At 65.5% G+C, this 14,475-nt stretch carries 11 protein-coding genes; 8 read left to right on the top strand and 3 right to left on the bottom strand.

Annotated features, from left to right (window positions below; genetic code table 11):
• Nucleotides 1-6: 6 nt before the first annotated feature.
• Nucleotides 7-303 carry a hypothetical protein gene (locus tag AC0X69_RS16735; protein WP_482608986.1) on the bottom strand — a complete coding sequence of 99 codons (297 nt, stop codon included), beginning with the start codon at nucleotides 301-303 and terminating at the stop codon, nucleotides 7-9.
• A gap of 119 nt (nucleotides 304-422) precedes the next feature.
• Nucleotides 423-4,184 (bottom strand): peptidoglycan-binding protein, encoded by a 3,762-nt coding sequence (locus AC0X69_RS16730; RefSeq protein ID WP_482608984.1) that lies wholly within the window; start codon nucleotides 4,182-4,184, stop codon nucleotides 423-425.
• 288 nt (nucleotides 4,185-4,472) lie between these two features.
• On the opposite strand from AC0X69_RS16730, the gene AC0X69_RS16725 reads away from it, so the two are divergent.
• The 8 genes from AC0X69_RS16725 to AC0X69_RS16690 all read left to right on the top strand — a co-directional run bounded on the left by AC0X69_RS16725 (nucleotide 4,473) and on the right by AC0X69_RS16690 (nucleotide 13,415).
• On the top strand, nucleotides 4,473-6,266 hold the full coding sequence (locus AC0X69_RS16725) for an acyl-CoA dehydrogenase C-terminal domain-containing protein (RefSeq protein ID WP_482608982.1): 1,794 nt from the start codon (nucleotides 4,473-4,475) through the stop codon (nucleotides 6,264-6,266).
• 81 nt (nucleotides 6,267-6,347) lie between these two features.
• Nucleotides 6,348-7,556 (top strand): acetyl-CoA C-acetyltransferase, encoded by a 1,209-nt coding sequence (locus AC0X69_RS16720; protein ID WP_482608981.1) that lies wholly within the window; start codon nucleotides 6,348-6,350, stop codon nucleotides 7,554-7,556.
• A 58-nt stretch (nucleotides 7,557-7,614) separates the two neighbouring features.
• On the top strand, nucleotides 7,615-7,932 hold the full coding sequence (locus AC0X69_RS16715) for a type II toxin-antitoxin system Phd/YefM family antitoxin (RefSeq protein ID WP_482608979.1): 318 nt from the start codon (nucleotides 7,615-7,617) through the stop codon (nucleotides 7,930-7,932).
• Nucleotides 7,929-8,366, top strand: coding sequence for a type II toxin-antitoxin system VapC family toxin (locus AC0X69_RS16710; RefSeq protein WP_482608978.1), 438 nt, complete (start codon nucleotides 7,929-7,931; stop codon nucleotides 8,364-8,366). Before AC0X69_RS16715 ends, AC0X69_RS16710 begins: the two co-directional genes overlap by 4 nt.
• Before the next feature lie 37 nt (nucleotides 8,367-8,403).
• Nucleotides 8,404-10,611, top strand: coding sequence for a 3-hydroxyacyl-CoA dehydrogenase NAD-binding domain-containing protein (locus AC0X69_RS16705; RefSeq protein ID WP_482608976.1), 2,208 nt, complete (start codon nucleotides 8,404-8,406; stop codon nucleotides 10,609-10,611).
• 110 nt (nucleotides 10,612-10,721) lie between these two features.
• Nucleotides 10,722-11,546, top strand: a complete 825-nt coding sequence (gene lgt / locus AC0X69_RS16700) for a prolipoprotein diacylglyceryl transferase (protein WP_482608974.1) — start codon at nucleotides 10,722-10,724, stop codon at nucleotides 11,544-11,546.
• Nucleotides 11,543-12,625, top strand: coding sequence for a class I SAM-dependent methyltransferase (locus AC0X69_RS16695; RefSeq protein ID WP_482608972.1), 1,083 nt, complete (start codon nucleotides 11,543-11,545; stop codon nucleotides 12,623-12,625). The genes lgt and AC0X69_RS16695 overlap by 4 nt, the downstream gene beginning before the upstream one ends.
• A 10-nt stretch (nucleotides 12,626-12,635) precedes the next feature.
• Entirely contained in the window at nucleotides 12,636-13,415 is a 780-nt protein-coding gene (locus AC0X69_RS16690; protein WP_482608970.1) for a purine nucleoside phosphorylase YfiH/LACC1 family protein, read from the top strand.
• 27 nt (nucleotides 13,416-13,442) lie between these two features.
• On the opposite strand, the gene AC0X69_RS16685 is transcribed toward AC0X69_RS16690, so the two are convergent.
• The gene (locus AC0X69_RS16685) at nucleotides 13,443-14,435 is read right to left on the bottom strand and encodes a TonB family protein (RefSeq protein ID WP_482608968.1); all 993 of its coding nucleotides are present in this window, start codon (nucleotides 14,433-14,435) and stop codon (nucleotides 13,443-13,445) included.
• Nucleotides 14,436-14,475: the final 40 nt, after the last annotated feature.

Raw genomic sequence — 14,475 nt, 5'->3', positions numbered from 1 at the left:
TCGGCGTCACTCGCAGACGCGGCGCGGACGCGAGCCGATCACCATGCCATACTCATCGAAGACGGGCCGAGGCTCGACCCAGCACACGGGCGGCGGCGCGACATAGACGGGCGGGGCCGCATAGACGACGGGGGGCGCCGAACTGGCGAGCGCCCCGCCGGTAATGGCTCCGAGCGCGAACCCGCCGATGCCCGCCGCGATGGCGGGGCCGGCGGAATCGGCGTGGGCCGGCGCGACCGGCGCCAGCGCTGCGGCGCCGAAAGCCAAAGCCGCTGAAAGCGTCGCGAAAACTCTGCGCATCATACTCTCCCAGGACCGGGCGAGTCTCACATGTCCGCGCGCGCGGCGCCGACTGGCTCGCTCGACCCGGACAATAGGAGCGATCCCGTACACGAATCGTTAATGGCCTGCCCGGCGTCGCTTTAGAGCTGAGAAACCCGCGGCTTTCCCGACGGCTGCCTGGTTGTCGGTCTGACCGGCGCCGGCTCTCTTGCCCCTTCGCGTGCGCCCTCGCCCCCGCCCGTCCTCAGCGCCGGCGCGTCATTCGCCTCCGGCGCCGGCGCTTTGACGCGGAACGCGGCGGCCAGCGCCTTGGCCGCGGCAAGCTCCTTGGAGTCGAGCCGGGCGCCGATTTCATCCCGCTTTCTTGCGGCGTCATCATCGCCCTGTTCGGCGGCGGCGGAAAACCAGGCGTAGGATTGCTGCAGGTTGCGGCTGACGCCCAGCCCGCGGGCGTAGAGGATGGCGAGATTGAACTGGCTGTCGCGAATGCCGTATTCGGCGGCCCGGCGGAACCATTCCGCCGCAGCGGCGTAATCCGGCTTGCCGTCGCCGCCCTCGGCGAGCAGCACCGCGTAGTTATGCATGGCGCGCGCGTTGCCGGCCTCGGCGGCGCGCTCATACCAGAGCCGCGCGCGGGCGTAGTCGCGCTCGACTCCGACGCCCCGCTCGTACATCGAGCCCAGCCGGTATTGCGCCGGCGCCAGGCCCATTTCCGCGGCCTTTTCGAACCAGTGCGCGGCGGCCTTGGCGTCGCGCGGCGCGCTGCGCCCCTCGGCGAGGCGCGCGCCCATCTCATATTGCGCGGCGGGATCGCCCTCGACGGCGAGGCGTTTGATCGTCGCCAGCGCGTCGCCGGCCGACAGCGGCGGCGCTTCGATCGCTCCGGTCGGCGTCGGATCGATGTTCCGCTGCGCGATGGGCTGTTCCGGGGAGGCTCGAGAGGCGGCGACTGGCGCCTGAGGGGGCGTTGCTACGGGCGCCGCTGGGCGCTGGGCGACGACGACCGACGGGGCGCTCTTCGAGGCAAGAGTCTTTTCCGGCAAAGGAGCGGAGCGAAGCGCCTTGGCGGGCGCTCTCGCCTCCTGCTGCGGCGCATTCAACCCGCTCTGAACGCCCATCCGTGCGATCTGATAGGCGCTGATCAGCAGCATGACCGCGCCCAGTCCGAGAAGCAGCGGACGCTTGCGCTCCTGAAGGACGGCGCTCAGCTTGACCACGCCGCCGCCCTGCGACTTTTCCTGAGCATTTTCGGCGTTGCGGGCCGCTTCCCCTGACTGGGCGTCCGCCTCTGCGGGAGTCTGCGCGGCGCGGCGCGCGGCGGCGATAAACTCCGACCGTACAGAGCTGCGGTGGCCGCCACGCTCGGCTTCCTGTCCAGGCGACGAAAAGAAAGGCTCGCGCCCTTCGGCGACGCTCTCGCCGATAGGCAGAAGGAACGCCATCGGATCCACCGCCGCGAGATCCTGGCTTTCGGCGTCTTTCTTGTCAGCGGATTCCAGGGAGACGGCGTCCTCGCCCATCGGCGCGCGCTGCGCGACGCCGCGCGTTTCGTCCAAGTCGTTCTCAGCCATGCCGAGATGGCTGACGACGCGTTCGAGCGTTTGATGGAGCGCCGTCAAGGTTTCATTCGTGCGCTGACCGCTCGCATCCTGCGTGGTGCGAATGTCGATCAATTCGCGTTGCAGAGCTGCGCGCACGGCGCCCGGCTGAAGGTTCGCGGCCTCGCGGAGAATGTCCGTCGCCGCGCGCCGGACGGCAGCTTCCGCCGCCTGCGTCGTCGCCGATCGCGAGTCCTCAAGCCGCGAAAAAAGATTGTTGATCGTCGACTCGAAGCCAGCGAGCGCGCCGTGGCCTGCGTCGAGCCGCTCGAGACGTTGCGCCAGGGCGCCGATCTGAGCTTCGAGCGACTTAAGCGCTTCGTGATCCGCCGCCTTGCCAACCGACCGATTCATGCGCTCCGCGAGCGACTCGACGAGAACCGCAAGTTCGCTCTCTCGTTTTGCAACGCGTGCGCCATCTTCGACCTGCTGCGAAAATGCGGCGTGCATCCTGTCCAGTCGCTCGGCGATTTCGTCGAGCGAAGAATTCTGAGCCGCAATTCTCGGCGCGGAGAATGGATCATCGAGCCGGTCGATCTTGAACGAAAGCTGTGCGAGCTGGCGCTCGACCGCTTCCAGATCAAGACGCCGCGAGTCGGCGTCGAGCGCCGCGTCGATCTTTCTGTCCAGACCGCGCACCAGATTCTCAAGGGCGGCCAGATGCTCGGCGTCTCCCGCGCGTGCGCCGCTTTCGGTCTGTGCGGCGATCGCCTGATGAAGCTGATCGACGCGCTGCGCGAGTTCGGCGAAGTACTTCTCGGCGTTTTGCTCGGCGAGGATGGCTTCGATGCGCGCGAGCGACTCCGTCGGCGCGCTATCGGCGACGTGGGACTCGAGATGGTCGAACCTGCGGCCGATCTCCTCGAACGCCGAGGCGTGATCGCCGCGCTCCAACGCCCCGTCGATCTTCTTGGCGAGCGATGCGATGAGCGCTTCCAGCGGCGCCACATTCGCAGCGCCGCGATCGATGTGCTCCGCCAGCGTCCTGCCGAGTTCGTCGATGCGCTCGCCGATTTCATCGAACCGCGCCGCCGCCGTTTGTTCGGCGACGACATCAAGCTTGCGCGCGAGCCGCTCCAGGCTCTTGTTGAAGGTCTCGACACCCTTGCCGGTTTCCGTTGCGACAACGGAGCGGATCGCCTTGACCACTTCGCCGAGATCAGCGCCGGACGCGCCACGTGAGAGCGCCAGCGCATCGACTCGCTGCGTGACGTCGATGATGCGCGTTTCGATCTTCTCAAGCGGCAGCGGCCGCGCCATGAGCGCCGTCAGCTGTTCCTTGATGTCGTGCGTATCGCGCGCAAGGTCGCGCACGGCCGCGGCATTGACGACGTCGCCGGCCTGCAGCTTCTCGAGCCTTATGCCAATCGTTTCGACATCGGCGCGCAGATTGCGCACGATGGGCGTCGGATCGAGATCTTCGATCACGGCCCGCACTTCGCCGATCATTCTTTCAGCGGGCGCCAGCGTCTCGTCGGGAACGCCGCGGTCGCGTTGCGTTTCGATGCGCTCACGGAGATCGTTCATCGCCGTCTCTATGGCGGCGACCGATGCGCGCGGCGCGAGTTCGCCGATCGCCTGCGTCATATCCCGGATTTCGCGCCGGACGTTTTCGATCTGTCGCATCATGACGAGCTGCTGGTCGCTGCGCTCGCCGGCGTCCTCGCGGAAACTGTCCAATCGCTGCGTGACCGCGTCGATCGCGCGTTGAAGTTCTTCAACGTTCGAACCAGGCACGGGTTCCGAAACGCCGCGCGCGTCATTGAGCGCGCGCTGACTCCGGCCAAGCTGCGCGACCGCTTCGAGAAGCGCGCGCCGGCCGGCGCCGTTGCTGCGCGCCTCGGGTTCGGGAGGGTTGGCGCCGGGCGGATTGGCGACCTCCCCGCGGCGCGTTCCCGCCTTCGCTTCGCGCGCCAGCGGCGCATGTTGTTCCGCACGCCGCGCGATGTCGGCGAGTTGCTGCTCGAGTCCGCTCAGACTTTTTCCGACGTCCACGCGGCTATCGCCGCTCGGCTGACCGGCCAGTCGCGTTTCAAGCTCCGCCAGCGTGCTGCGGATCGGCCTAGCGTTCGCGGAAGGCTGCTCGCCGAGTTGGCTTTCGATGCGACGTCTGGAGAGCGCGGCGATCGAGCGCCAGATGAGATCTTCTTCGACCGTCTTTTCGCTGACCTCATCGTCGCCGGCTGTCTGGGCGCCGCGGGCGTCCTGTGCGGGAAGATTTCCTCCCCGGCGCATGGTTTCGCGATTCTCTGCCGGCGGCGCGGAATCCGGACGACCTTGATCAGGAGTTTGCGCCTTGCTCATGTGGCTGTCCGGCGGGCCGACCCGTGGAGAATGGGACAAAAACTGTGGGAATCGACGCGGATCTGCGAATCGCGCGACGTCGCCGGCGGGAGCCCGCCGACCGCAGCGACTTTCCGTCAATCAAGGTAAAGAAGCCGTTAAGGAACCGCTCTGTAGCGCCATCGCGTTCACGCATGTCGCGAGACCGCTCGCTTGCGCCCTCGGCGGCGCCTCTCTACCTATGACGGAGCCCGAGAGAATCGCGGCGCGACGGCCTAGCCCCAAGCGCCGGCCTGCAAGGAGGCGTTGATGCCGAGCTACAAGGCGCCTGTGGACGATACGCTCTTCCTCTTGAACGACGTCTTGAATTTCCAGCGTTTCGGCAATCTGCCAGGCTTCGCGGACGTGACCCCGGACGTCATGTCACAAATTCTCGTCGAGGCCGGAAAAATCTGCGAAGAGGCGCTCGCGCCGCTCAACCAGTCGGGCGACGAAAAGGGCTGCACGCGCCATGACGACGGCGCCGTCTCCACCCCGCCGGGATTCAAGGAAGCGCATGACGCTTTCGCTCAAGGAGGCTGGATCAGCCTCGCCGTGCCCGAGGAATATGGCGGTCAGGGACTGCCCTATACGCTCTCAATGGCGATGAACGAATTCGCCTCCTCGGCCAATATGGCTTTCGCCATGTATCCGGGCCTCACCCAGGGCGCGCTCGCGGCTCTCCTGCGCCACGGCAATGACAAGCAGAAAAAGCTCTATGTGCCGAAAATGGCGGAGGGCCGCTGGTCGGGCACGATGAACCTGACCGAGCCGCAATGCGGCACCGATCTCGGGCTGCTGACGACCAAGGCGACGCCGCGCGGCGACGGCTCCTATTCGATCACCGGACAAAAGATTTTCATTTCCGCCGGCGAGCACGATCTGACCGAAAACATCGTGCATCTGGTGCTGGCGCGCATCGAGGGCGCGCCCGCAGGGGTCAAGGGCATCTCGCTCTTCATCGTCCCGAAGTTTCTCGTCGACGGCGACGGCGCGCTCGGGCCGCGCAATGGCGTCGGCTGCGGCTCCATCGAAGAAAAGATGGGCATCCACGGCAACGCAACCTGCGTCATGAACTACGACGGCGCGCAGGGCTTTCTCGTCGGCGAGGCCAATCGCGGACTAAACGCCATGTTCGTGATGATGAACGAGGCGCGGCTTGGCGTCGCCATGCAGGGCCTCGCACTCTCTGAGGTCGCCTATCAGAACGCGGCGCAATACGCCAAGGAGCGCCTGCAGGGCCGCGCGCTTTCCGGGCCCAAGGATCCGGGAAAGCCCGCCGACCCGATCATCGTGCATCCGGACGTGCGGCGCATGCTGCTCGAGATGAAGGCCTTCAACGAAGCGGCGCGCGGCTTCGCGCTCTCGGCCGCGCTCGACAGCGACATCGCGCATCGTTCGGACGACGCCGCCTCGCGCCAGGCGGCGGAAGACCGGCTTAGCCTGCTGACGCCCGTGCTCAAGGGCGTGCTCACCGACGTCGGCTTCGAAAACACCGTGAGGGCCCAGCAGGTGTTTGGCGGCCACGGCTATATCCGCGAATGGGGCATGGAGCAGTTCGTGCGCGATGCGCGCATCAGCATGATCTACGAGGGCGCCAATGGCATCCAGGCGCTCGACCTCGTCGGCCGAAAGCTGCCGCGCGACGGCGGCCGCGCGATCATGACCTATTTCAAGGACACGACGGAGTTGCTGACGCCGCTCGTCGCCGACGACGCGATGAAGCGCTTCGCCGCGCCGGTGAAGTCGGCGCTCGACGATCTGCAAAAAGCGACGATGTGGCTGATGCAGAACGCGATGGCGAAGCCGGACAACGCCGGCGCCGCGTCCTATGACTATATGCATCTCTTCGGACGCGTCGCGCTCGGCGTCATCTGGGTGAAAATCGCGCAGGCGGCGATGGAGAAGAAATGGAAAGAGCCGCACGAGTCGGCGCGTATGGACGCCAAGCTTCTCACGGCGCGCTTCTACATGGAGCGCATGCTGCCCGAGACGAGCCTGCGGCTGACGCGCATTTCAGCCGGCGCCGACACGATGATGTCGCTGACCGAGGAGATGTTTTAGAGGCAGTCGGATTTCGGCCGTCGGCGAACGTTCTTCCCGACTGCCGCAGCCCGGTTGCCGATCGCCGCTACAGGAGACGACATGGCTGACGCCTTTATCTACGACGCCGTTCGCACGCCGCGCGGCCGCGGCAAGCCGGACGGTTCGCTGCATGAGGTCTCTTCGCTCGGCCTCGCCATCACGCCCTTGCAGGCGATCAGGGAGCGCAACAAGCTCGAAGGACCCGAAGTCGACGACATCATCCTCGGCTGCGTCGATCCGGTCGGCGAAGCCGGCGGGGACATCGCCCGCGCGGCGGCGATCTCGGCCGGCTATTCGCACAAAGTGCCGGGCGTGCAGATCAATCGTTTCTGCGCCTCAGGTTTGGATTCGGTTAATTTCGCCGCCGGCGAGATCATGTCAGGCCAGCACGATCTTGCGATCGGCGGCGGCGTCGAGAGCATGAGCCGCGTCGGCATCGGCGCCTCCGGCGGCGCCTGGCCGGTCGATCCGACGATCGCCATTCCTTCCTACTTCATGCCGCAGGGCGTCTCTGCCGACCTCATCGCGACGAAATACGGCTTCTCGCGCGACGACGTCGACGCCTACGCGGTTGAATCCCAGAAGCGCGCCGCGAAGGCCTGGGAGGAAGGCCGTTTCAAACATTCCATCGTTCCGGTGAAGGACGTCAACGGCGTCACGCTGCTCGACCGCGACGAACATATGCGGCCGGGAACCGACATGCAGGCGCTGGCGAGTCTGAAACCGTCCTTCGCCTTTTACGCGGAACAGGGCGGCTTCGACGCCGTCGCCATTCAGGCGCATCCCGAGATCGAGAAGCTCAACTACGTTCACCACGCCGGCAATTCGTCGGGCATCGTCGACGGCGCAGCGGCGGTGCTCGTTGGCACGAAAGAGGCCGGCGAGAAGCACGGCCTGAAACCCCGCGTGAAGATTCGCGCCTACGCCAATATCGGCTCGGAGCCGGCGTTGATGCTGACCGGGCCGGTCGACGTGACGAAGAAAGTGCTGCGCCGCGCCGGCATGTCCGTCGCCGACATCGATCTTTTCGAAGTGAACGAGGCCTTCGCCGCCGTCGTGCTGCGCTACCTCGAGGCCTTCGATCTCGATCCCGCCAAGGTCAACGTCAATGGCGGCGCCATCGCCATGGGACACCCGCTCGGCGCGACCGGCGCGATGTTGATGGGAACCGCGATCGACGAATTGGAGCGAACGGGAAAATCGACCGCGCTCGTGACGCTCTGCATTGGCGCCGGCATGGGCACGGCGACGATTGTCGAGCGGGTGTAGTTGCGCGCAAGAGCAGAGTGACTATAGTGACTACTATGGTCATTTGAGGGCAACGGCTATGCCAAAGAGTATGACAACGAAGGGCATCGCCAGCAGGCGGAAGTCCGCTTCCCGAAAGGCGAAGGCGGGGACGCCGTGGACGGTCGCCGACGCCAAGGCGCATCTTTCGACCGTGCTGGAAAAGGCTCGCACGGAAGGCCCCCAAACGATCACCCGCAACGGGAAAGAAACCGCTGTTGTCGTCGGGATTGAAGAGTGGGAACGAAAAACGAAGCGAAAGGGGACGCTGGCGGATTTTCTGCTCAATTCGCCCCTGCGAGGGTCCGAAATTGATCTGGAGCGGGTCTCATGCGAACCGCGTGACATCGAACTGTGAACTATCTTCTGGACACGAATGTTCTGTCGGAATTCAAGCGGCCGCGTCCGGATGAGAATGTGGTCGAGTGGGCGAGATACGTAGACGAAGATCGAACTTATGTTTCTGCCGTTACGTTCGGCGAGTTGAGACGCGGCGTCGCCCTACTCGCGGAGGGACGGCGAAAAACAGAGCTTGACGCGTGGATCCGGCATGATCTGCGCAACCGTTTTGATGACCACATTCTCGACGTGACCCCAACGATAGCGGAAGCATGGGGAGAGTTGATGGCGAAGGCGAGAATAGGCGGTATCGGACTCCACCCGATAGATGCTTTCTTCGCCGCCACGGCACGAGTTCACGACCTTGCGTTGGTCACCAGAAATATGAAGGACTTCAGCACTCTCGACATTGATCTCGTCAATCCTTGGCTGCCGCAAGGCGGCTCGGAATAGCAAAGTGCGCGCGCAAGGCGCTGAAGGGAATCGTCAGATGAACCTCGTCAATTTCCGCTTCGAGACAGGCGCCGACGGCGTCGCGCTTGCGACCTGGGACATGCCCGAGCGCTCGATGAACGTCATCACCCCCGAAGTGATGGACGAGCTGGAGCAGATCATCGACACCGTCGTCGCTGATCCCAACGTCAAAGGCTGCGTCATCGCCTCGGGCAAGAGCGCCTTCTCGGGCGGCGCCGATCTTTCCATGCTGCAGCATGGCGCCGCGCAATACGCCAAGGCGCTGAAGGAGCAAGGCGAAGAAGCGGCGAACAGGCAGTTCTTCGATTTTTCGCGCCGACTGTCGCTGCTCTATCGAAAGCTGGAGACCTGCGGCAAACCTTTCGCCATCGCCATTCACGGCGTGTGCCTTGGCGGCGCTTTCGAACTCGCGCTCGCCTGTCACTATCGCGTGATGGCGGATGACGAGAAGACGAAAGTCGGCCTGCCGGAGATCAAGGTCGGCCTCTTCCCAGGCGCCGGCGGCACGCAGCGCGTCGCGCGCATCATGCAGACCGGCGACGCGCTGCAGTTCCTGTTCAGGGGCGATCAAATCAAGCCGAAAGCGGCGCTCGGCGCCAAGCTCGTGCACGAAATCGCGCCGAAAGCCGAGATCGTCGATCGCGCGCGCGCCTTCATCGCCAATGGCGGCAAGGCGCAGGCTCCGTGGGACGCCAAGGAGTTCAAGAATCCTTCAGGCAGGGTGTTCTCGCCGACAGGCATGATGATCTGGCCCGCCGCCAACGCCATCTATCGTCGGGAGACCTACGACAATTATCCCGCCGCCAAGGCCATTCTGCACGCCGTCTATGAGGGCCTGCAATTGCCGATGGACCAGGCGCTGACCGTCGAGTCGCGCTGGTTCGCGCATATTCTGCGCTCGAAGGAAGCGGCGGCGATGATCCGCTCGCTGTTTCTCTCCAAGAACGAATTGGACAAGGGCGCGCATCGCCCCAAGGACGTCGGTCCGACCGATCTCAAGAAGATCGGCATTATCGGCGCGGGCTTCATGGGCGCGGGCGTCGGCTATGTTTCAGCGCTCAACGGGCTCGACGTGGTCCTTGTCGACCGCGATCAGGAGAGCGCCGACAAGGGGCTGGCGACGATCGACAAGCTGATATCGGGGTCGGTGACCAAGGGCCGCGCCACCGCCGCCGACAAGGATGCGCTGATGGCGCGAGTCGTCGCCACCGACGACTACGGCGCGCTCAAGGGATGCGATCTCGTGCTCGAGGCGGTGTTCGAGGATCGCGCCGTCAAGGCGGACGTGACGAAGCGCGCGCAGGATGTCGTGGGCGCCGACGTGATCTTCGCCTCCAACACCTCGACCCTGCCGATCACGTCGCTCGCGGAGACCGCGCAGAAACCGGAGAATTTCATCGGCATTCACTTCTTCTCGCCGGTCGAGAAGATGCTGCTCGTCGAAGTGATCCTCGGCAAGAAAACCAGCGACCGCGCGCTGGCGACGGCGCTCGACTTCGTCCGCGTCATCAAGAAGACGCCGATCGTCGTCAACGACTCGCGCGGCTTCTTCGCCAATCGCTGCGTGCTGAATTACGTGCGCGAGGGGCAGATCATGCTCGTCGACGGCGTGCCGCCGGCGATGATCGAAAACGTCGCCCGCATGGCCGGCATGCCGGTCGGGCCGCTTTCCCTCAATGACGAAGTGGCGCTCGATCTGGGCTGGAAAATCCTGCAGGCGACGAAAAAAGACCTCGGCGAAGGCTCCGTCGACCCTGCGCAGGAGCGCGTGCTGCGCTTCATAGTCGAGGAAAACGGCCGCTTCGGACGCAAGAACGCAAAGGGCTTCTACGACTATCACGCCAATGGGACGAAGAGTCTCTGGCCCGGCCTCTCGGCGCTGGCGCAAAATGAGCTCGATCCCGACACGCTCGACGTCGCCGAGATGAAGCAGCGCTTTCTCGTGACGCAGGCCATCGAAGCGGCGCGCGTGATGGCGGAAGGCGTCGTCACCGATCCGCGCGAGGCCGACGTCGGCTCCATTCTCGGCTTCGGCTTCGCGCCGTTCACCGGCGGCGTCATCTCCTATATCGACTTCATGGGCGCGAAGACGTTCGTCGCGCTCTGCGACAAGCTCGCCGCGACATACGGACCGCGCTTCGAGCCGCCGCAACTGCTGCGCGACATGGCGGCCAAGGGCGAGACCTTCTACGGGCGGTTCATGCCGCAGAAAATGGCGGCGTGATTGCCAGCTTGCGCGTGCGCCCGCCGGGACATGACATCCTCAAGGGCGGCAGGTAAAAGACAGGCTGGGCGTGTAGGTTCGAATCGCGCGCCCGCGCCCGGACCTACTTGATGCCGATCTTCGTGCTTCCCTTTCCGATGGTCGATCCTGTCGCCGTGAACATCGGCCCCTTACCGCTGCGGTGGTACGCGCTGGCCTATATCGGCGGCTTCATCTTCGGCTGGCTCGGCGCGCGCGCGCTCGTTTCCAACGACGCGCTGTGGAGCCGCGGCCAGCCACGGCCAACCCGAGAGTCTCTCGACGATCTTCTCGTCTTTCTCGCCTTCGGCGTCATCATCGGCGGGCGCCTCGGACATGTGCTGATCTACGATCCGGCTTTTTACCTGGCGCATCCGCTGGAGATCTTTCAGACATGGAAAGGCGGCATGGCCTTTCACGGCGGCCTTATCGGCGCGATGATCGGCATGGGCCTATACGCCCGCCGCAGCGGCGTTCCGCTCCTCACCGCGAGCGACGTCTGCGCGGCCGTCGCGCCGATCGGCCTTTTCTTCGGCCGCCTCGCCAATTTCATCAAGCCCGAGATGTGGGGGCGCGAGACCGACGTTCCCTGGGCGATGGTCTTTCCCGGCGCCGGCGACATTGCGCGCCATCCGAGCCAGCTCTATGAAGCCGGTCTCGAAGGCGTGGCGCTGGGCCTGCTGTTATGGTTTGCGGCGCGGCGCGGCGCGCTGAAGCACCCCGGACTCGTCACCGGACTCTTTGGCGTCGGCTACGGTCTCGCCCGCATTTTCTGCGAATTTTTTCGTGAACCCGATCCGGTGCAGGAAGCGCTTCCCAATGGTCTGACCATGGGCATGGCGCTTTCCGCGCCGCTTGTTTTGCTTGGCGTCGCGGCGATCATGTTCGCCCTGCGCCCGAGGAGCGCGACCGCATGAGCGCCTTAAAGAGAGAGATCGTCGAGACGATTGCGCATGACGGTCCGATGACGCTCGAGCGCTACATGTCGCTCTGCCTGACCCATCCGCGCTACGGCTATTACATGACGCGCGATCCTTTCGGCGCGAACGGCGATTTCGTCACCGCGCCGGAGATCAGCCAGATGTTCGGCGAATTGCTCGGCGTCTGGGTCACGGAAGCGTGGCGTGCGGCGGGTGCGCCGAGTGAAGCGCGGCTCATCGAACTCGGACCCGGCCGCGGCACGCTGATGTCCGACGTGCTGCGCGTGACGCCGATTGCGCCGAACTTCTTTTCGGCCGTGAGCGTGCACCTCGTCGAGACCAGTCCGGTTCTGCGCGAAACGCAGCGCCAGACGCTCGCCAGAGCCGCAAAGCCGGTGCAGTGGCATCTGAACTTCGACGAGACGCCGCCCGGACCGGCCTTCATTCTCGCCAATGAGTTCTTCGACGCGCTGCCGGTCAGGCACTTCGTCAAGACCGCTGGCGGCTGGCGCGAACAGCTCGTCGGCCTCGACGCTCAGGGCGAACTCGCCTACGGGCTGTCCGATCAGATTGAGACGACGCTGAACGTTCCAGCGCGCGACGGGTCGATCATCGAAGTCAACGCCGCAGGGCAGGAGCTGATGGGCGACATCGCCACGAGGATCGTCGCAGACGGCGGCGCGCTGCTGCTCATCGACTATGGCTACGAACAGACGTCCCTCGGCGACAGCTTGCAGGCGGTGTCCCGCCACGCCTATGTCGATCCGCTGGCGGCGCCGGGCGAGGCGGATCTGACCGCGCACGTCGATTTCGCGGCTCTCGCGCGCGCCGCGCGGGCGCGCGGCGCCAAGGTGTTGGGCCCTGTGACGCAGGCGCATTTTCTGCTGCAGCTTGGCATCGAACGACGCGCCGAGACCTTGTCCAAAAAGGCGACGCCTGAGCAGGCGCAGGCTATCGTCGACGCCTTCGAACGCCTTGCCGGGGTTGACGACGCGCGGCGTCAGATGGGCGGATTGTTCAAGGTGATGGCCGTGACTCATCCCGAAATGCCCGACCTGCCGGGATTTTTCGTGTAACATCGGCGCGATGACGGTCGATACGCCTGCGCTCACCGCGCAAAATCTCAGCCTGCCCAACCTGCGCCACGCCTTTTTCACCCGTGATGGCGGCGTGTCCGAAGGCGTCTACGCCTCGCTCAACGGCGGCGTCGGCTCGCGCGACGCGCCGCCGCATGTCGAGGAGAACCGGGCCCGCATGGCGGCGCGACTCGGGGTCGACGCCGAGCGCCTGCTGGTGCCGTTTCAGATCCATTCCGCGGATGCGCGCGCCGTGCGCGAACCGTGGCGCGCGGAAGCGCGGCCGCGCTGCGACGGCGTGGTCACCGCGGAAGTCTCGCTCGCGCTCGGCGTCACCGGCGCGGACTGCGGCATGCTGCTTTTCGCCGACGCGAAGGCGCGCGTCATCGGCGCCTGCCACGCCGGCTGGAAGGGCGCGCTGGGCGGCGTGATTGAAGCCACCGTCACAGAGATGGAAACGCAGGGCGCGCGGCGTTCTGACATCCATGTCGCGCTCGGACCGGCGATCGGCGCGACGAGCTATGAGGTCGGGCCGGAATTCGTGGCGCGGTTTCGCGACGCGGACGAATCTTTCGTGCGCTTCTTTACGCCGACGGACCGCGAGGGCCACGCGACCTTCAATCTGCCGGGCTTTATCGCCTCGCGTGTCGAAGCGCTGGACGTCGCTTCCTTCGAAGACCTCGGCGTCGACACTTACGCGGATGAGGCGCGCTGCTTCAGCTACCGCCGCAGCGTTCACCGCCGCGAGCCTGATTACGGGCGTCTCGTCTCGGCGATCGCGCTGATTTAGTCGGGCGTTCCAAGAGAGCCGCAGGCGCTACTTCGTCGCGTAGCTGAACAGCATCGAACGCGGCAGACCCCGCGGCGGCGGCGGGAAAGGCGCGGCCCGGCGCACCGCGGCGAGCGCGGCGGCGTCGAGATCGGGCGCGCCGCTCGATTGCTGCAGAGCCTGATGGGTGAGATTCCCCGACTCGTCGATGTAGAACACGACCGCGCCCCTGCCGATTATTCCGCTTCCCCGCACGCGCGGAGGAATGCGCATGTGCGGCATGATCATGCCGTAGAGGATCGTCAGATAGGTGGTCTTCGCGTGGCCGCCGCCGACTGGCGAAAACTTGCGCGGCGCCGCGAGCTTGTAGTCCGGGATCGGCGCGAGCGCGGCGAGCTGATCGGCGATGGAGTTCGCCTCGCCCTTCTTGACCCGCCCCTTCTCATTGGGGTCCGGCTTCTCCTGCGGCTTGGCTTCGGGGGCGGCCCGCTCGATGATCTCGGCGTCGCTCTTTTCATCGGGCGGGGCCTCCTTGGCCTCCTCGGGCGCCTTCGCCTTTGCGTCCTCGTCCTCGCCGTCCTTCATGCCCTGAGGCTTCTCGTCCTTGGGCGCGTCCTTCTCGGAGGCGTTCTTCGGAGTCTTGAGGTCCTTCTCCTCAGGCGCGTTGACGTCGGACTTGGTCTTGCTCTCGGCCTCGGGGGCGTCGAACGCGGGCTTTTCGTCCTCGAGCGGCGGCGGGGGCGGCTTCTGCTGTTGCTTTTGCTCCTCCGGCGGCTTTTCAGCCTCGGGCGCAGGGGGTTGCTGCGGCGGGGGCGGCGGTTCGGCGATCACCTCGACCTGGATTTCCTCGACGACGGCCGGGGCTTCGCGTGCGAGCCGCCAATCCTGCCAGAGCAGGAACGCCAGCACGCACAGATGCGCGAGGAGAACCAGGAACAGAAACAGCAGGAAACGCGGGCGCACGAAAGCGCCGCGACGTCGCCGCAGAAAATCAACGGCCAGGGTCGCGCTGGAGGCATGTTGTCCGCTGCTGTCGTTCATAGCGAAGGAAAGCCGCGCTCCAGCGCCGCCGCTGTTTGCA

Source organism: Methylocystis sp. Uni0008, from assembly GCF_056838045.1.
Note: the sequence above shows the minus strand (reverse complement) of the source record. Positions and strands in the feature narration are given on the sequence as shown.

Coding starts and splice junctions, on each gene's coding strand:
- AC0X69_RS16735 (WP_482608986.1), bottom strand. CDS start 303: ATGATGCGCAGAGTTTTCGCGACGCTTTCAGCGGCTTTGGCTTTCGGC.
- AC0X69_RS16730 (WP_482608984.1), bottom strand. CDS start 4,184: ATGAGCAAGGCGCAAACTCCTGATCAAGGTCGTCCGGATTCCGCGCCG.
- AC0X69_RS16725 (WP_482608982.1), top strand. CDS start 4,473: ATGCCGAGCTACAAGGCGCCTGTGGACGATACGCTCTTCCTCTTGAAC.
- AC0X69_RS16720 (WP_482608981.1), top strand. CDS start 6,348: ATGGCTGACGCCTTTATCTACGACGCCGTTCGCACGCCGCGCGGCCGC.
- AC0X69_RS16715 (WP_482608979.1), top strand. CDS start 7,615: ATGCCAAAGAGTATGACAACGAAGGGCATCGCCAGCAGGCGGAAGTCC.
- AC0X69_RS16705 (WP_482608976.1), top strand. CDS start 8,404: ATGAACCTCGTCAATTTCCGCTTCGAGACAGGCGCCGACGGCGTCGCG.
- lgt (WP_482608974.1), top strand. CDS start 10,722: ATGCCGATCTTCGTGCTTCCCTTTCCGATGGTCGATCCTGTCGCCGTG.
- AC0X69_RS16695 (WP_482608972.1), top strand. CDS start 11,543: ATGAGCGCCTTAAAGAGAGAGATCGTCGAGACGATTGCGCATGACGGT.
- AC0X69_RS16690 (WP_482608970.1), top strand. CDS start 12,636: ATGACGGTCGATACGCCTGCGCTCACCGCGCAAAATCTCAGCCTGCCC.
- AC0X69_RS16685 (WP_482608968.1), bottom strand. CDS start 14,435: ATGAACGACAGCAGCGGACAACATGCCTCCAGCGCGACCCTGGCCGTT.